Raw genomic sequence first — 23,863 nt, 5'->3', positions numbered from 1 at the left:
ACCTCGTGGCAATCGAAGAGATTCTCGATCTCGAGCAGCTCGAGGTCGACATCTACCGCGGAAGTGTGTTCAGTCCGCATTCGGACGACAATCAGCGCACGTTCGGCGGGCACGTCGCCGGGCAGGCCCTGGTCTCGGCGGTGCGCACCGTGGATCCGAGCTTCGGCGTCCACTCGCTGCACGGCTACTTCCTGCGGCCGGGAGACGCCAAGGCGCCCACGGTTTTTCTGGTCCAGCGGGTGCGCGACGGCGGATCGTTCTGCACGCGGCGGGTCGACGCCATCCAGCACGGCAACACCATCTTCAACATGTCGGCGTCGTTTCAGCGCGGGCAGCGGGGCATCGAACATCAGGATCTGATGCCGCACGCTCCCGATCCGAAGGATCTGCCCGACATCGGCGCGATGAAGGCCTTCGACGACGAAGGCTTCAAAGCGTTCGCCGAATGGGATCTGCGCCGGGTGCCGCCGGAACAGCTGCCGGGCATTGCCGGCAGGGCCGCCGAGCAGCAGGTCTGGTTCCGGCACCGCGACCCGCTGCCCGACGACCCGGTGCTGCATATCTGTGCGCTGGCTTATATGAGTGATCTGACGCTGCTGGGCGCCTCCTGGTCGATTCACCCCGACGTGCGCGATCAGCTGCAGGTGGCGTCCCTGGACCACGCGATGTGGTTCATGCGGCCCTTCCGGGCCGACGAATGGCTGCTCTACGACCAGTCGTCGCCGTCGGCGTGCGCCGGCCGGGCGCTGACCCAGGGCAAGATCTACAACCGGTCCGGAGACCTGGTGGCAGCGGTCATGCAGGAGGGGCTGACCCGGTTCCCGTCCGGATTTGCCCCTACCGAACGGTGAGCGGCCCGCAGATCGGCGTGCTCGCACTGCAGGGCGACGTCCGGGAACACCTCGCGGCGCTGCGCGCTGTCGGCGCCGACCCGGTGCCGGTACGCCGCCGCCCGGAGCTGGACGCGGTGGACGCGCTGCTGATTCCCGGCGGCGAGTCGACCACCATCAGCCACCTGTTGCGGGAGCTGGAGCTGGTGGAGCCCCTGCGGGCTCGGTTGGCCGAGGGGATGCCGGCTTATGGGTCCTGCGCGGGCATGATCATGCTGGCCAGCGAGATCATTGACGCCGGTGTGCCGGGCCGCGCCGCCATTCCGCTCGCGGGTATCGATATGGCGGTGCGGCGCAACGCTTTCGGTAGACAGGTGAACTCTTTCGAAGGTGACCTGGATTTCGCCGGCCTGGCGCAGCCGGTGCACGCGGTGTTCATCCGGGCGCCCTGGGTGGAGCGCGTCGGTGACGGCGTGCAGGTGCTCGCCCAGGCCGCCGGGCATCCGGTTGCGGTGCGGCAGGGCAGCGTGCTGGCCACGTCGTTTCACCCGGAGGTGACCGGTGACCGCCGCGTTCACGGCCTTTTCGTCGACATCGTCAACGGAGCGGCCTGAGGGGCATGCGGGCCGCCGCGGGCACCCCAGGGGTGCCCGGGCATACCGTCTCCGGCACCGGCCAGGCATGATGGGGTCATGGCAGATCTGGCGCGGGGCGGATTTCGCCGCGCAGTGAAACTGGCGAGTCTCCCGGCCGGGGTAGCGGGTCGGGCCGCCTTGGGCGTGGGCAAGCGGATGACCGGCAAGTCCAAGGACGAGGTCAACGCCGAGCTTCTGGAGAAGGCCGCCGACGAGATGTTCAAGGTGCTCGGCGAGCTCAAGGGCGGCGCGATGAAAGTCGGCCAGGCGCTGTCGGTGATGGAGGCCGCGATTCCTCCGCAGTTCGCCGAACCCTTCCGCGAGGCGCTGGTCAAGTTGCAGAGCGAAGCCCCACCGCTGCCGGCGGCCAAGGTGCACCGGGTGCTTGACGCCCAGCTCGGCACCAAGTGGCGGGAGCGCTTCGCGTCCTTCGACGACACCCCCGCCGCCTCGGCGAGCATCGGGCAGGTGCATCGGGCGGTCTGGAAGGACGGGCGCGACGTCGCCGTCAAGATCCAATATCCCGGTGCGGACGAAGCGCTGCGCGCCGACCTGAAACTGATTCAGCGATTCAACTGGGTCGCCAAGCAGGTGGTGCCCGGGGCCGACGTGGACCGCGTGGTCTCGGAGATCAACGACACCCTGGAATCGGAGCTGGAATACCGGCAGGAGGCCGACAACCAGCGTGCCTTCGCCAAGGCCTACGCCGGTGACCCGAAATTCTTCGTCCCGGCGGTTATCGCCAGTGCGCCGAAGGTCATCGTTTCGGAGTGGGTCGAGGGCCGGCGGCTGTCGGCGGTCATCAGCGGCGGCACCCAGGAGGAACGCGACTCGGCCTGTGCGCTGCTGCTGGAGTTCACCTTGAGCTCACCGGCGCGGGTCGGGTTGGTGCATGCCGACCCGCATCCGGGCAACTTCATCCTGCTTCCCGACGGACGCCTCGGTGTTATCGACTTCGGCGCGGTGGCCGAACACCCCGGCGGTATTCCGCCGGAGTTCGCCGAACTGCTGTGCTGGGCGCGAGACGAGCAGTGGGACGAGGCGATCCGGCTGCTCAAGAAGCTCGGATTCATGCCCGCCGACTACGAGCTGAGTGCCGAACAGCTGGTGGAGTACATGCAGCCGCTGTGGCCTTACATCGACCCGCTGCGCTCGGGGGAGTTTCACTTCACCCGCAAGTGGTTCCAGAAGTCGGCGCTGGTCACCACCGATCCCATGGCCGAAGGCTTCGCCGACCGCTTCAAGATGGCGCGGCAGATGACGCTGCCGGCGGGTTACGTGATGTTGCTGCGTACGCTGGGTGGCCTGCTGGGAGTCGCGGTGCAGCTCGACGCGCGCGTCGACTATGCGGCGCTGATCGAGCGGTGGGTGCCCGGGTTTTTCCCGCCGGAGCAGCCCCCGGCACGTGGGCAGGACTGACACGTAGACTCGTCGCGCCGATTTTTTTTGCGACAGTGAGGTAGGTGATCGATGAGCGGCCATTCCAAGTGGGCTACCACGAAGCACAAGAAGGCGGTCATCGACGCGCGTCGTGGGAAGAATTTTGCGCGGTTGATCAAGAATATTGAGGTTGCGGCGCGGGTTGGTGGTGGTGATCCGTCGGGTAATCCGACGTTGTTCGATGCCATTCAGAAGGCGAAGAAGAACTCGGTGCCCAATGACAACATTGAGCGGGCGCGTAAGCGTGGTGCTGGTGAGGAAGCTGGTGGGGCGGATTATCAGACGATCACCTATGAGGGGTATGGGCCGAATGGGGTGGCGGTGTTGATCGAGTGTTTGACCGATAACCGCAATCGTGCTGCCAGTGAGGTGCGGGTGGCGATGACGCGCAATGGTGGGACGATGGCCGATCCGGGGTCGGTGGCGTATCTGTTCAGTCGTAAGGGCACGGTGACCTTGGATAAGAACGGGTTGTCCGAGGATGACGTGTTGGCGGCGGTGTTGGATGCCGGTGCTGAGGATGTCAATGATCTGGGGGAGAGCTTCGAGGTGGTGTCGGAGCCGGGGGATCTGGTGGCGGTGCGTTCGGCGTTGGTGGAGGCGGGGATCGATTATGAGTCGGCGGAGGCCAGTTTTGTGCCGTCGGTGAGTGTGGCCGTCGATGTCGAGGGTGCTCGTAAGGTGTTCAAGCTGGTCGAGGCGCTTGAGGACAGTGACGACGTGCAGAACGTGTGGACCAACGTCGATGTGTCCGATGAGGTGCTCGCCGCCCTCGAAGCCGAATAAAACCCGCAGCAGGCCCCGCCGCCCACGAGTGACCTCGGGCCGGGGGTGCCGGGCCGCCGCGTGTCGCATCCGTCCTGTGCGCCGATCCCCACTAAGCTGTCGAACAATTGTTCGGAGCGGGAGAGGACTCGGATGCGGGTGATGGGCGTCGACCCCGGGCTCACACGGTGTGGGCTGTCGGTGGTCGAGGGCGGGACGGGCCGTCAGGTCATCGCCTTGGATGTCGACGTGGTGCGCACCCCGGCCGATGAGCCGCTGCCGCAGCGGCTGCTGACCATCAGTGACACCGCCGAACACTGGCTCGACACCCACCGCCCGGACGTCCTCGCGGTCGAGCGGGTGTTCTCCCAGCAGAACGTCTCCACCGTCATGGGCACCGCGCAGGCCGGCGGGGTGATCGCGCTACAGGCCGCACGCCGCGGCATCCCCGTGCACTTCCACACCCCCAGCGAGGTCAAGGCGGCGGTGACCGGCAACGGCTCGGCCGACAAAGCTCAGGTCACGGCGATGATCACCCGGATCCTCGGCCTGCAGCAGAAACCGACCCCCGCCGATGCCGCCGACGCGCTGGCGCTGGCGATCTGCCACTGCTGGCGGGCCCCGATGATCGCCCGGATGGCCGCGGCCGAGGCACTGGCCGCCGAACAGCGGCGTAAGTACACCGCCAAGCTCAAGGCGGCCCGCGCATGATCGCGTCGGTGCGCGGCGAGGTCATCGACATCGCGCTCGATCATGCGGTGGTCGAGGCCGCCGGGGTGGGTTACAAGCTGATGGCAACCCCGGCGACCTTGTCGACGCTGCGCCGCGGCGGTGAATCGCGGCTGATCACCGCGATGATCGTTCGGGAAGATTCCATGACGCTCTACGGTTTCCCCGACGCCGAGGCACGCGATCTGTTTCTCACGCTGATCGGGGTCTCCGGGATCGGGCCCAAGATCGCCTTGGCGACCCTGGCGGTCTACGACGCGGCCGCCCTGCGCCGGGCGCTCGCGGACGGGGATGTCGCGGCGCTGACCCGGGTGCCCGGCATCGGTAAGCGCGGAGCGGAGCGCCTGGTGCTGGAACTGCGCGACAAGATCGGTCCGGTGGCCGCATCCGGCAGCGCCGTCGTCAGCGGTCACGCGGTGCGCGCACCGGTGATCGAAGCCCTCATCGGCCTCGGCTTTGCCGCAAAGCAGGCCGAGGAGACCACCGACAAGGTCCTGGCCGACAATCCCGACGCGAGCACCTCTGAGGTGTTGCGGACCGCGCTGAGCCGGCTGGGGAAGACCAAATGAGCCAGTCCGGCGATGAAGAACGCGAGGTGTCCCCGGCGCTGACCGTCGGCGAGGGCGACATCGACGCCGGTCTGCGCCCACGCAGCCTGGCCGAGTTCATCGGCCAGCCCCGCGTCCGCGAGCAGTTGCAGCTGGTGATCGAGGGCGCCAAAAACCGTGGCGGCACCCCGGACCACATCCTGCTGTCCGGACCGCCCGGCCTGGGCAAGACGTCGCTGGCCATGATCATCGCCAGCGAGCTGGGAAGTTCGTTGCGGCTGACCTCCGGGCCGGCCCTGGAACGTGCGGGAGACCTGGCCGCGATGCTGTCGAACCTGGTCGAGCACGACGTGCTGTTCATTGATGAGATCCACCGCATCGCGCGGCCCGCCGAGGAGATGCTCTACCTGGCGATGGAGGATTTCCGCGTCGACGTCGTGGTCGGCAAAGGCCCTGGCGCCACCTCGATTCCCCTGGAAGTGGCGCCGTTCACCCTGGTCGGTGCCACCACCCGCTCCGGTGCGCTGACCGGCCCGTTGCGCGACCGGTTCGGCTTCACCGCGCACATGGATTTCTACGAACCGGCCGAGCTGCAGCGGGTGCTGGCGCGCTCGGCGAAGATCCTCGGGATCGAGCTGGGCCCTGAGGCGGCCGCGGAGGTGGCGCGCCGGTCGCGGGGGACGCCGCGCATCGCCAACCGATTACTGCGACGGGTGCGCGACTATGCCGAGGTGCGGGCCGACGGCGTGATCACCCGCGACGTGGCCAAAGCTGCCCTGGCGGTCTACGACGTCGACGAGCTGGGCCTGGACCGGCTGGACCGCGCCGTGCTGTCGGCGCTGACCAAAAGCTTCGGCGGTGGCCCCGTCGGGGTCTCCACACTGGCCGTTGCGGTGGGGGAGGAAGCCACCACCGTCGAAGAGGTCTGTGAGCCCTTCCTGGTACGCGCCGGGATGGTGGCGCGCACCCCCCGGGGCCGCATCGCGACCCCGGCGGCCTGGACACATCTGGGCATGGTGCCGCCGGCCGGTGCCGGCGGGCTGGGGCAGCAGGGGTTGTTCGAGTAGGGCGGCCGGTCAGAGCCGGCCGAGCTCGCCGGCCAGGACCTCCAGGCCCTCGGAGAGCAGTTCGTCGCTGATGGTCAGCGGCGGCAGCAGCCGCACCACGTTGCCGAACGTGCCGCACGTCAGCACGATCACCCCGGCCCGATGGCACGCCGCGGCCAGTGCCTTGGTCAGCTCGGCATCCGGTTCGCTCGTGTCGGGCCGCACCAGCTCGATCGCGATCATGGCGCCGCGCCCACGGACGTCGCCGATCCGATCGTCGTCGGCCTGCAAGCGCTTCAGCCGCTGCACCATCAGCCGTTCCAGCTGCCCGGCGCGTCCGACCAGGTCGTCGTCCTCGACGGCGGCCAGCGCCCCCAGCGCTGCCGCGCAGGCCACCGGATTGCCGCCGAATGTGCCGCCCAGCCCGCTGACGTGCGGAGCATCCATGATGTCGGCTCGCCCGGTGACCGCGCCCAACGGCATCCCCCCGCCGATGCCCTTGGCGGTGCAGATCAGATCGGGTGCCATCCCCGCGTGCTCACAGGCGAACATCGCCCCGGTGCGGGCGAAGCCGGTCTGCACCTCGTCGGCGATGAACACCACACCGTTGTCGCGGCACCACGCCAGCAGCGCGGGCAGAAAACCGGGTGCGGGGACGATGAACCCGCCCTCGCCCTGGATGGGTTCGATCACGACCGCGGCCAGATTGTCGGCGCCGATCTGGTTCTCCAAGACGCCGATGGTGCGTTCGGCGGCCCGTCGGCCGTTGCTGCCCAGCTCTGTGTCGATCAGGCTGTCCCGGTAGGGATAGGACCCCGGTGCGCGATAGACGTCGGGCGCGAACGGGCCGAACCCGCTCTTGTACGGCATCGCCTTGGCGGTGAGCGCCATCGTCAGGTTGGTGCGGCCGTGATAACCGTGCTCGAACGCCGCCACCGCCGGTCGGCGGGTGTAGGACCGGGCGATCTTGACCGCGTTCTCCACAGCTTCGGCACCGGAGTTGAGCAGCACCGACCGCTTCTCGAACTGACCGGGGGTCAACCGGTTCAGGGCCTCGGCGACGGCCACATAGCCCTCATAGGGCGCCACCATGAAGCAGGTGTGGGTGAACTCGGCGACCTGATGCCGCACCGCGTCCACCACGCGGGGGGCGGCGTTGCCCACTGTGGTCACCGCGATACCCGAGCCCAGATCGATCAGGCGGTTGCCGTCGACATCCTCCACGACCCCGCCACCGGCCCGGGCCACGTAGACCGGCAGGGTGCTGCTCACCCCGCGGGCCACGGCCGCCGCGCGGCGACGCGCCAGCTGCACCGAGCCGGGACCGGGGATCTCGGTGGCCAGGTGGCGGCTCTGCAGCGGCAGCACGGTCATGGTGGAGGGCCCGCTCGGCGATCCTGACCGCGACTCAGAGCTGGCCGAGTGGCCGGCAGGCGTTGCCGAAGGGGTTCCACCATTGGCCGGGCGGGCAGTCCAGCGGTGTCGGCCCCTGCCCCACCGGCATGCAGGTGTTGGTGCTCGGCTCCCAGTACTGGCCGCCCGGGCAGCCCAGCGGTGTCGGCCCCTGGCCCAGGGGCATGCAGGTGTTGGTGCTCGGCTCCCAGTACTGGCCGGCCGGGCAGTTCAGCGGCTCCGCAGAGCCCACGGCGGGCATGGCAAGCGCGCCCAGCGCCAGGGGAGCCGCTGCCAGGGCGACGGCGGTCGCCAGGCCACACGCGAAGTTCCTCATCGGCCAACCTTCCCTCGACTGCCCCCGTTCACCGACAGCCTAAGCGGTGGGCGACGGTGCCGACGCGCGGTCGCCGGACACAGTGGCACACTGGTGGCATCGCAAGGGCCCGCCACACCTCGGGTGGCCGGCGCCGAAGACTCATTCGAACAAGTCGAAAGATCGGTTGTCGTCATGGAAAACATGGTTGCCTTCCTGCCGCTGCTCCTTGTCATGGGCGCGTTCATGTTCTTTGCCTCGCGGCGGCAGAAGCGCGCTATGCAGGCCACCATCGACCTGCACGAGTCGCTGCGGGTCGGCGACCGGGTGCACACCACCTCCGGTCTGCAGGCCACCATCACCGGCATCACCGAGGACTATGTCGACCTGGAGATCGCGCCGGGTGTGGTGACCACCTGGATGAAGCTGGCCGTGCGGGACAAGATCGAGCCGGAGGAGCTCCCGGCAGACGCGCCGGTCGAGCAGGCCGTCGAAGGCGCCTGACGCGGCACCGGCCGCCGACCGGGGCCCAGGCCTTCCCAGCGGGTCGGCCCCGTCCGGACTGCCGGACACGCACCCGACGCGCGGAACGCCCGCCCAACGATTGCGTCGGCCAGCCGGGCACGTACCCTTTTGCGGGTGCAGTGGTACTGATCGCTGCGGGCCGCCCGGGCATGGGCCGGCCCCGAGGATCACCAGCGCGCAGTGCGCAAAGAGCGAAGGAGACTGAAACAACGTGGCATCGCCTTCGGCTCCGGTGCACCCTGCCCGCAACCTGGCGGTGTTCCTGGCAATGCTCATCGGCGTCTACCTGCTGGTTTTCCTGACCGGAAACAAGCTCGCCGAGCCCAAGCTGGGTATCGACCTGCAGGGCGGCACCCGGGTGACGCTGACCGCACGTACCCCGGACGGCTCCGCGCCGACCCGGGAAGCGCTCAACCAGGCGCAACAGATCATCAGTGCCCGGGTCAACGGGCTGGGGGTCTCGGGTTCCGAGGTCATCATCGACGGCAACAACCTGGTCATCACGGTGCCGGGCAGCGACGGCAATGAGGCCCGCACCCTGGGTCAGACGGCCCGGCTCTATATCCGTCCGGTGATCAACGGAGTTTCGGTACAGGAGGCGGCCCAGGCCGCAGGCCGGATGCCCGGTCTCGGCGGCGGCGTGCCCGGAATTCCCGGCCTGCCTCCCGGTGCCGGTGGCGGTGTCCCCGGAATTCCCGGCCTGCCTCCCGGTGCCGGCGGCGGCGCCGGGCAGCTTCCCGGCCTGCCCGGGCTGCCTTCCGGCCAGCCCGGCTCGCCGGCCACGGGTGGCCAGACCCTGCCCGGCGGCCCTGGCGCGGGCGGGCAAGGCCTCTTCGGCGGTGCCGGCGGACAGGGCCTGTTCGGCGGTGCCGGCGGACAGGGCCTCTTCGGTGGCGGCGGCGGTAGCGTTCCGCAGCAGCCTTCCGCCCCGGCCGCCCAGCCGCGACCCTTCCCGCAGGAGCCGACGCCCACCCCCGGTGGTACCGACTCCGACGAACCCACTCCCGGCACCTCGGTGACCGCCCCGGAGCCGGGCGCACCGGGATCGCTGCCCAACGCTCCGGCCCCCGGCGCACCCAGTCCTGCCTTCCCGGGTCTTCCCGGCCTGCCGGGGCTGCCCGGACTGCCCGGTCAGGGCGACGAGGCGCAGGGTCTGGCGGCTCGGATCGCCGCCGAGAAGCGGCTGCGGCAAAGCGACAACAAGGTAGTGCAGGCGCTGGCCCTGCAGATCCAGGCGGGACGCTGCGACAAAGAGGACATCCTCGCGGGCAACGACGACCCGACCCTGCCGCTGGTCACCTGCTCGCAGGACCACCAGACCGCCTACCTGCTCGCGCCGTCGATCATCAGCGGCGACCAGATCGCCGACGCCAGTTCGGGTATGGACCAGCGCAGCGGTTCCAACATCGTGCAGCTGCAGTTCAAGAGCGGCGCTGCCGACGTGTGGGCCGACTACACCGCCACCCACATCGGCACGCAGACCGCGTTCACGCTGGACTCCCAGGTGGTCAGCGCACCGCAGATCCAGGAAGCCATCCCCGGCGGCCGGACCCAGATCACCGGCGGCTCGCCGGGCTTCACACCGGACGGCGCGCGTCAGCTGGCCAACGTGTTGAAGTACGGATCGCTGCCGCTGTCGTTCGAGTCCTCGGAAGCCGAAACCGTCTCGGCCACACTGGGCATGACCTCGCTGCGGGCGGGTCTGATCGCCGGCGCGATCGGCCTGGTACTCGTGCTGGTCTACTCATTGCTCTACTACCGAGTGCTCGGCGTGCTGACCGCGCTGTCGCTGGTCGTGGCCGGAGCCATGGTGTACGCGATCCTGGTGCTACTAGGCCGCTATATCAACTACACGCTCGACCTGGCCGGTATCGCCGGTCTGATCATCGGTATCGGTACTACCGCGGACTCGTTCGTGGTGTTCTTCGAACGCATCAAGGACGAGATCCGTGAGGGTCGCTCGTTCCGGTCGGCCGTACCACGCGGGTGGACGCGAGCCCGCAAGACCATCGTGTCCGGCAACGCGGTCACCTTCCTGGCTGCGGCGGTGCTCTATTTCCTGGCGGTCGGCCAGGTGAAGGGCTTCGCCTTCACGCTGGGGCTGACCACGATCCTCGACCTGGTGGTGGTGTTCCTGGTGACCTGGCCACTGGTCTACCTGGCGTCCAAGTCGCCGACGCTGGCCAAGCCGTCCTACAACGGCCTCGGCGCGGTCCAGCAGGTGGCACGTGAGCGGCGGGCAGTGGCGAAATCGGGAGGCGGAACGAGCGGCAAGTCCGGAGCCAAAGCGCGCACGCGGGTAACCGCCCAGTCGACGGGACAGGGATAGCCAGATGGCCAAACCGAGCACCAAGAGCGCCGCGAAGCCCGCAAAGAAGGACGCGGCCGCGGCCCAACCCGCCAAGAAGCGCACCGCGGTAGCGCCCAAGGCGCCCAAGCACAGCTTCCTGTCCCGGCTCTACACCGGTACCGGCGCGTTCGAGGTCATCGGAAAGCGGCGGATGTGGTACGCGATCAGCGGTGCCATGGTGGCCATCGCCATCGTCAGCATCCTGGTCCGCGGCTTCACCTTCGGTATCGACTTCGCCGGCGGCACGAAGGTCTCGTTCCCCCGCGGCGACACCTCGGTCACGCAGGTCGAAGAGGTGTTCCGCAAGAGCGTCGGCACCAGCCCCGAATCGGTGGTCGTGGTGGGCAACGGCAACTCCGCGACGGTGCAGATCCGCGCTGAGACGCTCACCAACGCGCAGACCGAGAAGCTGCGCGACGACCTGTTCGAGGCCTTCCAGCCGAACGGCCCCGACGGGCAGCCCAGCAAGCAGGCCATCAGTGACTCGGCGGTCTCGGAGACCTGGGGCGGGCAGATCACCCAGAAGGCGGTGATCGCGCTGGTGGTGTTCCTGCTGCTGGCGTCGCTGTACATCACCGTGCGCTACGAGTGGTTCATGACGCTGTCGGCGATGGTGTCGATGGTCTTCGACATCCTGGTGACCGCCGGCGTGTACTCCCTGGTCGGGTTCGAGGTCACGCCGGCCACCGTCATCGGCTTGTTGACCATCCTCGGGTTCTCCATCTACGACACCGTCATCGTGTTCGACAAAGTCGAGGAGAACACCAGCGGGTTCGAGCACAAAACCCGGCGCACCTACGCCGAGGAAGCCAACCTGGCCGTCAACCAGACCTTCATGCGGTCGATCAACACCAGCCTGATCTCGGCACTGCCGATCATGTCGCTGATGGTGGTCGCGGTATGGCTGCTGGGCGTGGGAACCCTGCAAGACCTCGCCCTGGTGCAGCTCGTCGGTGTGGTCGTGGGCACCTATTCGTCGATCTATTTGGCCACGCCGCTGCTGGTGACCCTGCGGGAGCGCACCGAGCTGGTGCAGAACCACAACCGCCGGGTGATGCGGCGGCGCAACGCCGCGGCCGGGTCCAAAGCGGCGCCCGCGGCTGCCGACGGTGCCGAGGATTCCGACACCGACAACGGCGCCGAGCCCGCCGGCGACGATGGTGAGCAGGTCGCGGTGTCCGCGGCTCCGGGTGCCCCGACTCCCGGGGCAAAGCCCGCCCGGCCTACCAGCCGGCGCGGCCAGCGTCCGACCGGCAAGCCGGGCGCCGGCCGGTAACCGGCGATGGCGGTCCGCTGTCGGCGCGCTGCGGCGTGGGTGGTGGCGATCGCCACCGGCCTCGGCGTCGCGTCGGTGCCGGCGTGCACCAGTGCCACCGTCGACCAGATCGACTACGCCGTCGACGGCGGACTGAGCACCTACAACAGCACCACCGTGGCCGGCGCCGCGTCGGCGGGACCGCAGGCCTTCTCCCGCACGTTGATCGGCTTCGGCTATCACGGCCCGGACGGTCAGATCGTCACCGACCATGACTTCGGCAGCATCTCGGTGGTGGGTCGCGCCCCGCTGGTGCTGGACTACCAGATCTCCGACGCGGCGGTGTACTCCGATGGCGAGCCCATCACCTGCGACGACCTGGTGCTCGCGTGGGCGGCCCAGTCCGGCCGGTTCGCCGGATTCGACGCCGCCAGCCGCGCCGGTTACCTCGACATCGAGAACATCGAATGCCAGCCGGGCACCAAGAAGGCACGGGTGTCGTTCTTCCCGGATCGCAACATCGTCGACTACGAGGAACTGTTCACCGCGACCTCGATGATGCCGTCGCACATCATCAGCGCCAAGCTCGGGGTGAACACCACCGATGCCGTGCTGGGCAGGCTCGGCCCCGCCGAGGACGTGATCGCCCGGATCGCCGAGGCCTGGAACACCACCTGGCAGCTCGACCACAACGCCGACCTGCGGAATTTTCCGTCGTCGGGGCCCTACAAAATCGACTCGGTGCTGGACGGCGGCGCGGTGGTGCTGGTGGCCAATGACCTGTGGTGGGGCGCCAAGCCGGTCACCAAGCGGGTCACGGTCTGGCCGCAGACCGCCGATATCGCCGAGCGGGTCAACAAGCGCGTCATCGAGGTCGTCGATGTGGCGACCGGCTCCGCCGGGTCGTTGATCCCCCCGGACGACTACGACAGCACCGACAGCCCGTCCGGCGGCATCCAGCAGCTCATCTTCGCGCCCACGGGCCCGCTCTCGGAGACACCGGCACGCCGGGCGGTGGCCTTGTGCACCCCGCGCGACGTCATCGCCGGCGACGCGGGTCTTCCGGTGGTGAACTCCCGGCTCAACACCGCCATCGACGACGCCTTCGATCAGGCCGAGAACGTGCCCGAGGCCCAGCAGTTCGCCCGCGCGGACCCCGACGCGGCGCGTGATGCGCTGGACGGCAGGCCGCTGGCGGTGCGCATCGGCTACCGCGGTCCCAACACCCGTCTGGCCGCGGTGGTCGGAGCGATCACCGCCTCATGCGCGCCGGCCGGCGTCAGCGTCACCGAAGTGGCCGCCGACAGCATCGGCCCGCAGGCGCTGCGCGAGGGGCGCATCGACGTGTTGCTCGCCAGCACCGGGGGCTCCACCGGCAGCGGCTCCAGCGGATCCTCGGCCGTGGACGCCTACGAGCTGTTCAGCGGCAACGGCAACAACCTGTCCGGCTACCACAACGATCAGATCGACGGCATCATCTCGGCCCTGGCCGTCACAGCCGACCCCACCGAGATGGTCCGGCTCCTCGGCGAGAGCGCTCCGGTGCTGTGGGCGGATATGCCCACGCTGCCCCTCTACCGCCAGCAGCGCACCCTGTTGTCGTCGAAGAAGACCTACGGTGTGGCGGCCAACCCGACCCGGTGGGGCGCGGGCTGGAACATGGACCGTTGGGAACTCAAACAGTGAGCCACGCGGAGTCCGCGGCGGGCGCCGGCGAGATCATCGCGGCGCTGATCCGCGAGGTGCCCGATTTCCCCACGCCGGGAGTCGCCTTCAAAGACCTCACCCCGGTGTTCGCCGACGCGGCGGGCCTGGCGGTGGTCACCGATGCCCTGGCTCGAGCCGCCGCCGGAGCAGACCTGGTGGCCGGGATCGACGCACGCGGTTTCCTGCTGGCCGGGGCGGTCGCCGACCGGCTCGGGGTGGGTGCCCTGGCCGTGCGCAAGGGCGGCAAGTTGCCGCCGCCGGTGCTCTCGGAGCGTTACCAGCTCGAGTACGGCACCGCGGTGTTGGAGATCCCGGCCGACGGAGTCGACCTGGCCGGCCGGCGTGTGGTGATCCTCGACGACGTTCTGGCCACCGGCGGTACCCTGGCCGCAACGCGGCGGTTGCTGACCCGGGCAGGAGCCGAGGTGGTCGCGGCGGCGGTGGTGCTGGAGCTGGCCGGGCTGGGCGGGCGGGCCGCCGTGGCCCCGCTGCGGCTCGAACGACTGCACCTGATTTAGCCGATATTCTCGTGGTCGGAGGTGAGCACAGTGGGCCCTGAACAAGGCTTAGAGCACGGCTTGGATCAGGGCTCCGACCGCGACCGGTCCAGCGCTGACACAAGCCCGCCGATTGCGGTCTCGGAGGCGGTTGCCCAGGATTCGCCCACCGAGCGCACCGACCTGCTCAAGGTCCCCACCAGCGCCTCCCGGCGGGTGCGGGCCCGGATCGCCCGGCGCATCACGGCGCAGCGGGGGGCGCTGAGCCCGGTGCTGGAGCCGCTGGTGGCGGTGCACCGGCAGTACTACCCGAAAGCCAATCTGGCGCTGCTCCAGCGTGCCTATGAGGTCGCCGAGCAACGCCACGCCACCCAGCTACGGCATTCGGGGGATCCCTACATCACCCACCCGGTGGCTGTGGCGACCATTCTGGCCGAGCTGGGCATGGACACCATCACCCTGGTGGCCGCATTGCTGCATGACACCGTCGAGGACACCGGTTACACCCTGGCGGCGCTGGGGGGCGAGTTCGGTGACGAGGTCGCCCACCTGGTCGACGGGGTGACCAAGCTGGACAAGGTGGTGCTGGGCACTGCCGCGGAGGCCGAGACCATCCGCAAGATGGTGATCGCGATGGCGCGGGATCCCCGCGTGCTGGTGATCAAGGTCGCCGACCGGTTGCACAACATGCGCACCATCCGGTTCCTGGCGCCCGAGAAGCAGGCCCGCAAGGCGCGCGAGACACTGGAAGTCATTGCGCCGCTGGCGCATCGGCTGGGTATGGCCACCGTCAAGTGGGAGCTTGAAGACCTGTCCTTCGCGATCCTGCACCCGAAGCGTTACGAGGAGATCGTGCGCCTGGTCGCCGATCGGGCGCCGTCGCGGGACACCTACCTGGCCAAGGTCCGCGCTGAGATCGTCAACACTCTGGCGAAGTCGAAGATCACTGCCACCGTCGAGGGCCGGCCCAAGCACTACTGGTCGATCTATCAGAAGATGATCGTGCGGGGCCGCGACTTCGATGACATCTACGACCTTGTCGGACTGCGGATTCTGTGCGACGAGATCCGGGACTGCTACGCCGCGGTCGGTGTCGTGCACTCGCTGTGGCAGCCGATGGCCGGCCGGTTCAAGGACTACATCGCCCAACCGCGCTACGGCGTCTACCAGTCGCTGCACACCACCGTCATCGGCCCGGAGGGCAAGCCGCTGGAGATCCAGATCCGCACCCGGGAGATGCACCGCACCGCCGAGTACGGCATCGCGGCGCACTGGCGCTACAAAGAAGCCAAGGGCCGCAACGGTGTTCCGCACCTCAACACTGCTGCCGAGATCGACGACATGGCCTGGATGCGTCAGCTGCTCGACTGGCAGCGGGAGGCGGCCGACCCGGGTGAGTTCCTCGAGTCGCTGCGTTACGACCTTGCGGTCAAAGAGATATTCGTGTTCACCCCCAAGGGCGACGTGATCACCCTGCCCACCGGCTCCACGCCCGTGGACTTCGCCTACGCCGTGCACACCGAGGTCGGTCACCGCTGTATCGGTGCTCGGGTCAACGGCCGATTGGTGGCCTTGGAACGCAAGCTGGAGAACGGGGAAGTGGTCGAGGTCTTCACCTCGAAGGCACAGAACGCCGGGCCGTCGCGGGACTGGCAGCAGTTCGTGGTGTCCCCGCGTGCCAAGGCCAAGATCCGCCAGTGGTTCGCCAAGGAGCGCCGCGAGGAGGCGCTGGAGTCCGGCAAGGACGCGATGGCGCGCGAGGTGCGCCGGGCGGGCTTGCCGCTGCAGCGCCTGGTCAACGGCGAGTCGATGGCGGCGGTGGCCCGCGAACTGCACTACAGCGACGTGTCGGCGCTGTACACCGCAGTGGGCGAGAACCACATCTCGGCGCAACACGTGGTGCAGCGGCTGGTGGCCCAACTGGGCGGGGTGGACCAGGCCGAAGAGGATCTGGCCGAGCGTTCCACCCCGCTGACCCTCCCGCGCCGCGAGCGGCACTCCGATGACGTCGGCGTGGCGGTTCCCGGTGCAACCGGCGTCCTGACCAAGCTGGCCAAGTGCTGCACCCCGGTGCCCGGTGACGAGATCATGGGTTTCGTCACCCGCGGCGGCGGGGTGTCGGTACACCGCACCGACTGCACCAACGCCAGCGCGCTGCGTCAGCAGGACGAGCGGATCATCGAGGTCAAGTGGGCGCCGTCGCCTTCCTCGGTGTTCCTGGTCGCTATCCAGGTCGAGGCTCTCGACCGGCATCGGCTGCTCTCGGACATCACCAAGGTGCTCGCCGACGAGAAGGTCAACATCTTGTCCGCCTCGGTCACCACCTCCCGCGACCGGGTGGCGATCAGCCGGTTCACCTTCGAGATGGGCGACCCCAAACACCTCGGCCACCTGCTCAACGTGGTCCGCAACGTCGAGGGTGTGTACGACGTCTACCGGGTGACCTCAGCGGCATAGCCCGAGGCCCGGACAACCGCCCCCGTGGGCAACCAGGGCCGCAGATTCCCCGAATGTGCGGCCCTGGTCGCGAGCGGCGGTCGCCGTCAGTCGGCCTGCACCGACTTGACGGTCACCTTGGTTGCGGGCGGACCGTCCTCGCCGCCGCCCTGCACCCCGGCCGCGGCGATCTTGTCCAGGGTGGCCAGCCCGTCGTCCTGGATCCGGCCGAACACCGTGTACTGCGGCGGCAGCATCGAATCCTTGTACACCAGGAAGAACTGGCTGCCGTTGGTGCCGGGGCCGGCATTGGCCATCGCCACGGTGCCGCGGGGGTAGGTGACCGCGCGCTGGGCCGCGGGATCGCCGGGGGCGTACTGGTCGGTGGGGTATTCGTTGTCGAACTCATACCCCGGGCCGCCGGTGCCGTCGCCGGCGGGATCCCCGCACTGCAGCACGCTCAGCGTCGGCGACGTGGTGAGCCGGTGGCACTGGGTGTCTTTGAAGAAGTCCTTGGCGGCAAGGCTGATGAAGCTGTTGACCGTGCACGGGGACTGGGCGTTGTTGAGCATCAGGCCGATGGGCCCCTGGTCGGTCATCATCGACACGCTCACCTCGGCCGGGTCGGTCGGCACCTTGCCGGACCGGGGCGGATCGACGGGTTTGGTGGCCGGCCGGCCCTTCGGGTACTGGCAGTCGGCGCCCAGCTGGGGCGACGCGGTGAATTTCGGCAGCTTCCCGGCGGCGGCGGCCGGGGAGTCGGCCTGCGACGTCTCCGATCCCGACGAGCCGCCGGCGTTGACGTTGCCCGGGTCGTCGTCGCGCAGCACGACGAACACCACCGCGGCGATCAGCAGTACGGCCGCCACGGCGCCGAGGATTATCAGCAGCCGACGCTGCTTGCGGGCTGCCTCGGCGCGCTGCTCAAGTTGTCGGTCCAGATTGCGCTTGGCGGCGGCACGTCGTTCTGAGTTCGTGGGCACCGGCAGTAACCTCCTGGCTCGCTGGTTGAGTCGGCCCTCAAGTGTGCCAGAGCGCGTCTGGGCTGCCCGCGTCACCGCCGGACCGGCGCGCAATGGGAAACTGGTCGGCGTGTTGGTGACCGGATTCCCCGCGGGGATGCTGGCGTGCAACTGCTACGTGGTGGCGCCGCGGCAGGGCGCGGACGCCGTCGTCGTCGACCCCGGACAACGCGCGATGGCCAGGCTGCGGCGCGTTCTCGACGAGAATCGGCTGACGCCGGCGGCGGTATTGCTCACCCACGGTCACATCGACCACATCTGGTCGGCGCAGAAGGTCTCCGACACCTATGGTTGCCCCACCTACATCCACCCCGAGGACCGCTACATGCTCACCGACCCTGTGCGCTCGTTCGGGACGGTGCCCGGGCAGGCGTTGTTCGGTGTGTTGAGCAAGGTGATGTTCACCGAGCCCCGGCAGCTGATCGAACTGGATCGCGACGGCGCGGTGCTGGGCCTGGGCGACACCGCCGTGACCGTGGACCATACGCCCGGCCACACCCGCGGTTCGGTGACCTTCCGGGTCGAAGGCGACGCCGCCGAGGTGGTGTTCAGCGGTGACACGCTGTTTCAGAATTCGGTGGGACGCACTGATCTGCCCGGTGGCAGCGGGCGCGATCTGCTGACCTCGATCGTCGAGAAGTTGCTGTGTCTCGACGACGCGACCGTGGTGTTACCCGGTCACGGACCCCAGACCACCATCGGCGCCGAGCGCCGTAACAACCCGTTCCTGGAAGGGCTGAGTGCGTGAGCACGTTTGCCGCACCCAAAGGGGTGCCCGATTATGTTCCGCCGGCCTCCGCCGGTTTCGTCGCGGTTCGCGACGGCCTGTTGGCGGTCGCTCGCCGCGCCGGCTACGGCGATATCGAGCTACCGATCTTCGAGGACACCGCCCTGTTCGCGCGCGGGGTGGGGGAGTCCACCGACGTGGTCTCCAAAGAGATGTACACCTTTGCCGACCGGGGCGACCGTTCGGTGACCCTGCGGCCCGAGGGCACCGCGGGCGTGATGCGCGCGGTGATCGAGCACGGACTGGACCGGGGTCAGTTGCCGGTCAAACTCTGCTATTCCGGGCCGTTCTTCCGGTACGAACGCCCCCAGGCCGGCCGTTACCGGCAGCTGCAACAGGTCGGGGTCGAAGCCATCGGCGTGGACGATCCCGCGCTGGACGCCGAGGTGATCGCCGTCGCCGACGAGGGGTTCCGTTCCCTGGGCCTGGAGGGCTTCCGGCTGGAGATCACCTCGCTCGGTGACGACACCTGCCGGCCCGCCTACCGGGAACTGCTGCAGCAGTTCCTGTTCGGCCTGGACCTGGACGAGGAGACGCGCCGCCGCGCCGAGATCAATCCGCTGCGGGTGCTCGACGACAAGCGCCCGCACGTGCGGGAGATGACCGCCGACGCCCCGCTGATGCTCGAGCACCTGTCGGAGGCCGCCCGGACGCACTTCGACACCGTGCTGGCGCATCTGGACGCGCTGCGGGTGCCCTACGTCATCAATCCGCGGATGGTGCGCGGTCTGGATTACTACACCAAGACCACCTTTGAGTTCGTGCACGACGGATTGGGCGCGCAGTCGGGGATCGGCGGTGGCGGCCGCTACGACGGCCTGATGCGGCAGCTGGGCGGACAGGACCTGTCCGGTATCGGCTTCGGCCTGGGGGTGGACCGCACCCTGCTCGCGCTGGCCGCCGAGGGTAAAACCGTGGGGCGCTCGACGCGCTGCGACGTGTTCGGCGTGGGGCTTTCCGAGTCCGCCAAGCTGCAGTTGGCGGTGATCGCCGCCCGCCTGCGGGAGGCCGGGCTGCGGGTGGATCTGGCTTACGGGGACCGCGGTCTCAAAGGCGCGATGCGGGCGGCCGACCGTTCCGGGGCCGTGGTGGCTCTCGTCGCCGGCGACCGTGATCTGCAGGCCGGCACCGTCGGCGTCAAACTCCTGGCCACCGGGGAGCAGGTCGACGTCGCGCTCGATGACGTGGTGACCCAGGTCCGGGCCCGCGTGAGCGGCGAGTGACGCGGCCGCACCATCGGTGACTTGGGTTTGCCGACCCTCGCCGCAGTCGGCACTCCGGTACCGTTTCCGGGTATGACGATGATGCAAAAGGCGACATCCGGGCTTGGCGCAGTGCTTTTGGTGACGGCGGGCGGACTGCTCTGCGGCCAGCCGACGGCATTGGCGGAGCCGGAGCCCTCGACAGAATCCTCGGCGGCACCCAGCCCGACTCCCAGCCCGGCCCCCAGCGAGGCCGCCACGCCGACCCCCAGCGAGGCCGCCACGCCGACCCCCAGCGAGGCCGCCACGCCGGCCGAGAATGCGTCCGAGCCCTCAGCCGAAGCCCCGAAGCCCGGCGTGGCCGGCGGGCACGAGGTCACCTACACCATCACCGCCACCAGTGACCTGACCGGCAACATCTCCTACATCAAGACCGACCCCCCGAGCATGGCGGTCTACAACGCCAACTCCTCGGAGTACCTCGAGACCGTGCGCGTGCCGATCGCCGGCGGCCAGCCGGTGGTCTACACCACCACGCTGGCCGATCCCGCCCAGTGGGCGCTGGTCACCGCCAGTGGGGGTCTGCGGATCAACCCGGAGTTTCACTGCGAGATCGCCGTCGACGGCGAGGTGGTGGTGTCGCAGCAGGGGGGCAGCGGCGTCTCCTGCGCCACCCGGCCGTGGTGAGCTAGCGCCGGTTCAGTCGGCGAACACATAAACCCAGGCCCGCTCGCCGGAGCGCAGCGGCACCGCGATTCGCCGGTAGGCGTCGACTTCGTAGTCGTCGGCGGCGGCCAGCTCCGCGGCGCTGATCGCGAACACGGTGCCCGCCACGTATGCGCCTGGCGCGGGGCGCAGTATCGGGTGGCGGTCGCTGCCGCTGACCGCCACCACGTGGGGATCGGTGATCGTGACGTAGTCGAGCTCGTAGTCGGCGATCGCGTCCGGCCGGCCGTCGAGCTCGCGCCCGAACGTGCTGCGCTGCACCTGCGCAAGCTGCAGCGTGCCGTAGGAGAACAGCAGTTCGGTGTTCACCGCAGACCGGTCAGTCATGCCGCCGCCGGGCCGGCGCGGTGCCACCGGGGCACGGCGGGAACGCTTCCCGTGCCTCGGGGCTAACCCAGGTCACGTGCGGCGAAGGTGTCGCACTTGTCGGGGTCGCCGGTCTGGTAGCCGACGGTGAACCAGTGCTGACGCTGCGCCGATGCGCCATGCGTCCAGGACTCCGGGTTGACCCGGCCGGTCGCGGCCTGCTGGATGCGGTCGTCGCCCACCGACGACGCCGCCGACAAGGCGTCGCGGATGTCGGCATCGGTCAGCGGCTCCAAAAACGGCACGCCGGTGCCTTCCTGCTTGGTCACCGACGCATAGTGGGCCCACACGCCGGCGTAGCAGTCGGCCTGCAGTTCCGTGCGGACACCGGCACCGGTGGGGCCCTGCGCGCCGTGCTGGGCCCGGCCGAGCACACCGAGCAGGTTCTGCACGTGGTGTCCGAATTCGTGGGCGACGACGTACTCCTGCGCGAGCGGTCCACTGCTGGAACCGAATCGGTCCACGAGCACGGTGAAGAAGTCGGTGTCGAAGTAGGCGGTCTGGTCCACCGGGCAGTAGAACGGCCCTACCGCGCTGGTGGCAGCCCCGCAGCCGGTGGACGTCTGTCCACTGAACAGCTGCACCCGTGGCCGGGTGTAGCCCCGCATCAGGTCCGACCAGACCGCGTCCACCGAATTGGCGGTCGCGACGACCCGGCATTGCACATATTTATTCGCGTCCTGTCCGGTGCGGCACTTGTTGAGATCGAATCCCGGCGCGCTGTATTGCGCGGAATCCACCGGCTGCTGGCTCAGGACTTCGCCGGGATCGGCTCCCAGCAACAGCGCCACCACCAGGATCACCAGTCCGGCGACGCCGCCGCCGACGGCGATGCCGCGGCCGCCGCCCGAGGAGGTGGTGCTCGTATCGATCCGCATACCCTCGTTGAAGGTCATCGCACGCTCCGTGGGGTTGTCCGTGGGGCCGGGTGGCGGCCGACCGATGGGGCACCTTAGCTTTGCACACCGTCGGCCGCCCCCAGGGCTGCTTCGGCGGGTTGAATACGGCCAATCCCACGCTGCGGCTAAGTGAAACCAGCGTTGTCTGACCAGATCCCAAAGCTTTACTGAATGTTTGTCGCGGCGCTGTACCCCGTGTTCGCGCCGGTGTTACGGTCTGCATCCGGCCGCAGTGGAGCCCCTCCCGCGACGGCCGGCCAGCTATCTGCCCAGCTCTTTAGAGAGGTCGTCTGCGCGGTGAACGTCTCAACCCGTCTCCTAGGGCCCGTGCTTTGCCCCGGCGCCGAGTTGCCGTTCGTCACTGCAGCCCCAGCTTTATCAGACCGTTATTACAACTGTCCGCTAGAGTGACGTACGTCAAGTATTGACGCTAACTTCGAATATCAAACATCCCCCCAGAGACGCCTTGCACGACCCCCAGGAGGAACAATGTCGTTCGTTACCGCTCAGCCAGAGTTTCTGACGGCGGCCGCCGGAAGCCTTTCCGGAATCGGCGACTCCATGGCCGCAGGGGTCACAGCCGCTGCCGCGCCCACCACCGGGGTGGTCGCGCCGGCCGCCGACGTGGTGTCGGCCATCACCGCTGCCCAGTTCGCGGCGCACGGCGCGCTGTTCCAGCAGGTCAGCGCGCAGGCGACCGCAGTGCACCAGCAGATCGTGGCCACCTTGAGCAGCAACGCCAACGCCTACGCCCTCACCGAGGCCGTCAACGCAGCGTCCGCCGGCTGAAGCGGGGCGCATCGATGAGTTTCAGTATCTTTCCTCCGGAGATCAACTCCGGGCTGATCTATACCGGCCCGGGTTCGGCTCCGTTGCTGCAAGCCGCAGAGGCATGGAGCCAACTGGCTGCCGAGTTGGTCACGACGGCCACGGCGACCCACTCGGTGATCGCCAACCTGGACTCGACATGGACCGGTATCGGCTCTGCTTCGGCGACCGCCGCGACCGCTCCCTATGTGGCCTGGTTGGAGCAGGCCGCGGCCACCGCCGCCGCCAACGCCGGCCTGGCCACTCAGGCCGCCGGGCTGTTCGAGGCGGCCCGTGCCGCGTCGGTGCCGCCCCCGGCGATCGTGGCGAACCGGGCGATGCTGCTGGCGCTGATCTCGACCAACTTCTTCGGCCAGAACACCCCGGCGATCGCGGCCACCGAGGCTCAGTACGAGGCCATGTGGGCGACCGACGGCGCGGCGATGGACACCTACAGTGCCGCGGCCGAGGCCAACAACAATGCCCTGCAGCAGGTCTCGCCGCCGCCGCAGTCCGCATTGGCAACCACGCCGGGATCGGCTGAGGGTGGTCCGCTTCCGGGGACCGGCGTCCCGGTCACCCCGCCCTCGGGCTATGACTTTGCCACTGTCGGTGGGTTGATCGACGCCGTCGGCCTGCCCTCGGCGATGTTCGGCGACAAGGTCGCGGCCACCACCATCGCCTCGATGATGTCGCCGATCAACACGATGTCCGCCCCCGCGATGATGCTGGTGCGATTCCTGCCGATGCTGATGCAGTTCGCCAGGATGGGCGGTGCGGCCGGGACCGCGGGCACGCTGGCCGGACAGACCGGTGCCGGGGGCGCCGGCACCCTGATGACCCAGATCGGCGACTTCGTCAACGACAAGCTGCAAGGCGCGGTCGGCGTGCTGGCCGGCCACTTCAGCTCGGCCACCAGCGCCATCTCGGCCAAGCTCGGACAGGCCGCCTCGATGGGCGCGCTCAAGGTGCCGCAAGCCTGGTCGATGGCGGCCGACGGCATGGTCCGTGCCGCCCCGGTGCTGCCGGCCACCACGGTCAGCGCACCCATCCAGACCATGTCGGCGGGTTCCGGGTTGCCCGGCGGTCCGTTCGGCAACGCGCTGATGGGCGCGATGGCCGGACGCGGACTGGGCGCTGTAGCCGCCAAGGCCCCCAAGGTTATGCCCCGTTCGCCGGCTGGCGGGTAGCGGAAGGGGCCAGAACACACACGTGTCCGCCGGGTCGGCGCCCGGCTACCACAACGAATTTCGAGCAAGTAGGGAGAAGGAATCATGGCAACACGTTTTATGACCGACCCGGACGCGATGCGTGCGATGGCCGGCCGCTTCGATGTGCACGCGCAGACCGTTGAGGACGAGGCGCGCCGGATGTGGGCGTCTTCGACCAACATCTCCGGTGCCGGCTGGGGTGGTCTGGCGGAGCGGACGTCGATGGACACCATGGGTCAGATGCAGACCGCGTTCCGCAACATCGTGACCATGTTGCACAGCGTGCGCGACGGCTTGATCCGCGACGCCAACCACTACGAGCAGCAGGAAGCTGCGTCGCAGCAGATCCTGTCGGGCAGCTAGAGCAACTCA

The 23,863-nt window shown here is 68.9% G+C and carries 24 protein-coding genes; 19 read left to right on the top strand and 5 right to left on the bottom strand.

Annotated features, from left to right (window positions below):
* The first annotated feature begins 5 nt into the window (after positions 1 to 5).
* From tesB to ruvB, 7 genes are all read left to right on the top strand, one after another.
* Positions 6 to 851, top strand: coding sequence for an acyl-CoA thioesterase II (tesB, locus tag AWC02_RS03390; protein ID WP_085127235.1), 846 nt, complete (start codon positions 6 to 8; stop codon positions 849 to 851).
* Positions 848 to 1,444, top strand: coding sequence for a pyridoxal 5'-phosphate synthase glutaminase subunit PdxT (pdxT, locus tag AWC02_RS03385; RefSeq protein ID WP_085127234.1), 597 nt, complete (start codon positions 848 to 850; stop codon positions 1,442 to 1,444). Before tesB ends, pdxT begins: the two co-directional genes overlap by 4 nt.
* 78 nt (positions 1,445 to 1,522) lie before the next feature.
* Positions 1,523 to 2,884: an ABC1 kinase family protein gene (locus AWC02_RS03380; RefSeq protein ID WP_085127232.1), complete on the top strand. Its 1,362-nt coding sequence runs from the start codon at positions 1,523 to 1,525 to the stop codon at positions 2,882 to 2,884.
* Positions 2,885 to 2,935: 51 nt separating this feature from the next.
* Positions 2,936 to 3,691: a YebC/PmpR family DNA-binding transcriptional regulator gene (locus AWC02_RS03375; protein ID WP_085127230.1), complete on the top strand. Its 756-nt coding sequence runs from the start codon at positions 2,936 to 2,938 to the stop codon at positions 3,689 to 3,691.
* A gap of 132 nt (positions 3,692 to 3,823) precedes the next feature.
* Entirely contained in the window at positions 3,824 to 4,381 is a 558-nt protein-coding gene (gene ruvC, locus AWC02_RS03370) for a crossover junction endodeoxyribonuclease RuvC (protein ID WP_085127228.1), read from the top strand.
* Positions 4,378 to 4,968, top strand: coding sequence for a Holliday junction branch migration protein RuvA (gene ruvA / locus AWC02_RS03365; protein ID WP_085127227.1), 591 nt, complete (start codon positions 4,378 to 4,380; stop codon positions 4,966 to 4,968). Before ruvC ends, ruvA begins: the two co-directional genes overlap by 4 nt.
* Positions 4,965 to 6,014: a Holliday junction branch migration DNA helicase RuvB gene (gene ruvB, locus AWC02_RS03360; RefSeq protein ID WP_085127225.1), complete on the top strand. Its 1,050-nt coding sequence runs from the start codon at positions 4,965 to 4,967 to the stop codon at positions 6,012 to 6,014. Before ruvA ends, ruvB begins: the two co-directional genes overlap by 4 nt.
* 9 nt (positions 6,015 to 6,023) lie before the next feature.
* Here the strand turns inward: ruvB and gabT are convergent, their stop codons facing one another.
* Together gabT and AWC02_RS03350 are read right to left on the bottom strand one after the other, a co-directional pair.
* Entirely contained in the window at positions 6,024 to 7,367 is a 1,344-nt protein-coding gene (gene gabT / locus AWC02_RS03355) for a 4-aminobutyrate--2-oxoglutarate transaminase (RefSeq protein WP_085127223.1), read from the bottom strand.
* A gap of 34 nt (positions 7,368 to 7,401) precedes the next feature.
* A complete protein-coding gene (locus AWC02_RS03350) occupies positions 7,402 to 7,722 on the bottom strand; it encodes a hypothetical protein (protein ID WP_082109803.1) in 321 nt (106 codons plus the stop codon).
* Between the two features lie 174 nt (positions 7,723 to 7,896).
* On the opposite strand from AWC02_RS03350, the gene yajC reads away from it, so the two are divergent.
* The 6 genes from yajC (at position 7,897) to AWC02_RS03320 (ending at position 16,492) form a co-directional block, all read left to right on the top strand.
* Positions 7,897 to 8,205 (top strand): preprotein translocase subunit YajC, encoded by a 309-nt coding sequence (gene yajC / locus AWC02_RS03345; protein WP_085127428.1) that lies wholly within the window; start codon positions 7,897 to 7,899, stop codon positions 8,203 to 8,205.
* A gap of 232 nt (positions 8,206 to 8,437) precedes the next feature.
* Positions 8,438 to 10,555 carry a protein translocase subunit SecD gene (gene secD / locus AWC02_RS03340; protein ID WP_085127222.1) on the top strand — a complete coding sequence of 706 codons (2,118 nt, stop codon included), beginning with the start codon at positions 8,438 to 8,440 and terminating at the stop codon, positions 10,553 to 10,555.
* A 4-nt stretch (positions 10,556 to 10,559) separates the two neighbouring features.
* Positions 10,560 to 11,852 carry a protein translocase subunit SecF gene (gene secF / locus AWC02_RS03335; protein ID WP_085127220.1) on the top strand — a complete coding sequence of 431 codons (1,293 nt, stop codon included), beginning with the start codon at positions 10,560 to 10,562 and terminating at the stop codon, positions 11,850 to 11,852.
* A gap of 6 nt (positions 11,853 to 11,858) precedes the next feature.
* The gene (locus AWC02_RS03330; protein ID WP_085127218.1) at positions 11,859 to 13,517 is read left to right on the top strand and encodes an ABC transporter substrate-binding protein; all 1,659 of its coding nucleotides are present in this window, start codon (positions 11,859 to 11,861) and stop codon (positions 13,515 to 13,517) included.
* Positions 13,514 to 14,056 carry an adenine phosphoribosyltransferase gene (locus tag AWC02_RS03325; protein WP_085127216.1) on the top strand — a complete coding sequence of 181 codons (543 nt, stop codon included), beginning with the start codon at positions 13,514 to 13,516 and terminating at the stop codon, positions 14,054 to 14,056. Before AWC02_RS03330 ends, AWC02_RS03325 begins: the two co-directional genes overlap by 4 nt.
* 60 nt (positions 14,057 to 14,116) lie before the next feature.
* On the top strand, positions 14,117 to 16,492 hold the full coding sequence (locus AWC02_RS03320) for a RelA/SpoT family protein (protein ID WP_109560850.1): 2,376 nt from the start codon (positions 14,117 to 14,119) through the stop codon (positions 16,490 to 16,492).
* An 86-nt stretch (positions 16,493 to 16,578) separates the two neighbouring features.
* On the opposite strand, the gene AWC02_RS03315 is transcribed toward AWC02_RS03320, so the two are convergent.
* The gene (locus tag AWC02_RS03315; RefSeq protein WP_085127214.1) at positions 16,579 to 17,454 is read right to left on the bottom strand and encodes a peptidylprolyl isomerase; all 876 of its coding nucleotides are present in this window, start codon (positions 17,452 to 17,454) and stop codon (positions 16,579 to 16,581) included.
* 109 nt (positions 17,455 to 17,563) lie between these two features.
* Here AWC02_RS03315 and AWC02_RS03310 point away from each other — a divergent pair, with 109 nt between their 5' ends.
* From AWC02_RS03310 to AWC02_RS22955, 3 genes are all read left to right on the top strand, one after another.
* On the top strand, positions 17,564 to 18,241 hold the full coding sequence (locus AWC02_RS03310; RefSeq protein ID WP_085127425.1) for an MBL fold metallo-hydrolase: 678 nt from the start codon (positions 17,564 to 17,566) through the stop codon (positions 18,239 to 18,241).
* Positions 18,238 to 19,503: a histidine--tRNA ligase gene (gene hisS / locus AWC02_RS03305; RefSeq protein WP_085127212.1), complete on the top strand. Its 1,266-nt coding sequence runs from the start codon at positions 18,238 to 18,240 to the stop codon at positions 19,501 to 19,503. Before AWC02_RS03310 ends, hisS begins: the two co-directional genes overlap by 4 nt.
* Before the next feature lie 336 nt (positions 19,504 to 19,839).
* Positions 19,840 to 20,169, top strand: a complete 330-nt coding sequence (locus tag AWC02_RS22955) for a hypothetical protein (RefSeq protein WP_085127423.1) — start codon at positions 19,840 to 19,842, stop codon at positions 20,167 to 20,169.
* Positions 20,170 to 20,181: 12 nt separating this feature from the next.
* Here the strand turns inward: AWC02_RS22955 and AWC02_RS03295 are convergent, their stop codons facing one another.
* Entirely contained in the window at positions 20,182 to 20,535 is a 354-nt protein-coding gene (locus tag AWC02_RS03295; RefSeq protein WP_085127210.1) for a gamma-glutamylcyclotransferase family protein, read from the bottom strand.
* Positions 20,536 to 20,597: 62 nt separating this feature from the next.
* A complete protein-coding gene (ypfJ, locus tag AWC02_RS03290; protein ID WP_085127208.1) occupies positions 20,598 to 21,470 on the bottom strand; it encodes a KPN_02809 family neutral zinc metallopeptidase in 873 nt (290 codons plus the stop codon).
* A gap of 492 nt (positions 21,471 to 21,962) precedes the next feature.
* Here ypfJ and AWC02_RS03285 point away from each other — a divergent pair, with 492 nt between their 5' ends.
* From AWC02_RS03285 to AWC02_RS03275, 3 genes are all read left to right on the top strand, one after another.
* Positions 21,963 to 22,262 carry a PE family protein gene (locus AWC02_RS03285; RefSeq protein ID WP_085127206.1) on the top strand — a complete coding sequence of 100 codons (300 nt, stop codon included), beginning with the start codon at positions 21,963 to 21,965 and terminating at the stop codon, positions 22,260 to 22,262.
* 14 nt (positions 22,263 to 22,276) lie between these two features.
* Entirely contained in the window at positions 22,277 to 23,470 is a 1,194-nt protein-coding gene (locus AWC02_RS03280) for a PPE family protein (RefSeq protein ID WP_085127204.1), read from the top strand.
* A gap of 84 nt (positions 23,471 to 23,554) precedes the next feature.
* Positions 23,555 to 23,854, top strand: coding sequence for a WXG100 family type VII secretion target (locus AWC02_RS03275; protein WP_085127202.1), 300 nt, complete (start codon positions 23,555 to 23,557; stop codon positions 23,852 to 23,854).
* Positions 23,855 to 23,863 lie beyond the last annotated feature (9 nt).

It is taken from the genome of Mycolicibacter engbaekii (assembly GCF_002101585.1).
Taxonomy (GTDB): Bacteria; Actinomycetota; Actinomycetes; order Mycobacteriales; family Mycobacteriaceae; genus Mycobacterium; species Mycobacterium engbaekii.
This window is presented reverse-complemented; position numbering and strand designations above follow the sequence as displayed.

Coding starts and splice junctions, on each gene's coding strand:
- AWC02_RS03380 (WP_085127232.1), top strand. CDS start 1,523: ATGGCAGATCTGGCGCGGGGCGGATTTCGCCGCGCAGTGAAACTGGCG.
- AWC02_RS03375 (WP_085127230.1), top strand. CDS start 2,936: ATGAGCGGCCATTCCAAGTGGGCTACCACGAAGCACAAGAAGGCGGTC.
- ruvC (WP_085127228.1), top strand. CDS start 3,824: ATGCGGGTGATGGGCGTCGACCCCGGGCTCACACGGTGTGGGCTGTCG.
- ruvA (WP_085127227.1), top strand. CDS start 4,378: ATGATCGCGTCGGTGCGCGGCGAGGTCATCGACATCGCGCTCGATCAT.
- ruvB (WP_085127225.1), top strand. CDS start 4,965: ATGAGCCAGTCCGGCGATGAAGAACGCGAGGTGTCCCCGGCGCTGACC.
- gabT (WP_085127223.1), bottom strand. CDS start 7,367: ATGACCGTGCTGCCGCTGCAGAGCCGCCACCTGGCCACCGAGATCCCC.
- AWC02_RS03350 (WP_082109803.1), bottom strand. CDS start 7,722: ATGAGGAACTTCGCGTGTGGCCTGGCGACCGCCGTCGCCCTGGCAGCG.
- yajC (WP_085127428.1), top strand. CDS start 7,897: ATGGAAAACATGGTTGCCTTCCTGCCGCTGCTCCTTGTCATGGGCGCG.
- secF (WP_085127220.1), top strand. CDS start 10,560: ATGGCCAAACCGAGCACCAAGAGCGCCGCGAAGCCCGCAAAGAAGGAC.
- AWC02_RS03330 (WP_085127218.1), top strand. CDS start 11,859: ATGGCGGTCCGCTGTCGGCGCGCTGCGGCGTGGGTGGTGGCGATCGCC.
- AWC02_RS03295 (WP_085127210.1), bottom strand. CDS start 20,535: ATGACTGACCGGTCTGCGGTGAACACCGAACTGCTGTTCTCCTACGGC.
- ypfJ (WP_085127208.1), bottom strand. CDS start 21,470: ATGACCTTCAACGAGGGTATGCGGATCGATACGAGCACCACCTCCTCG.
- AWC02_RS03285 (WP_085127206.1), top strand. CDS start 21,963: ATGTCGTTCGTTACCGCTCAGCCAGAGTTTCTGACGGCGGCCGCCGGA.
- AWC02_RS03280 (WP_085127204.1), top strand. CDS start 22,277: ATGAGTTTCAGTATCTTTCCTCCGGAGATCAACTCCGGGCTGATCTAT.
- AWC02_RS03275 (WP_085127202.1), top strand. CDS start 23,555: ATGGCAACACGTTTTATGACCGACCCGGACGCGATGCGTGCGATGGCC.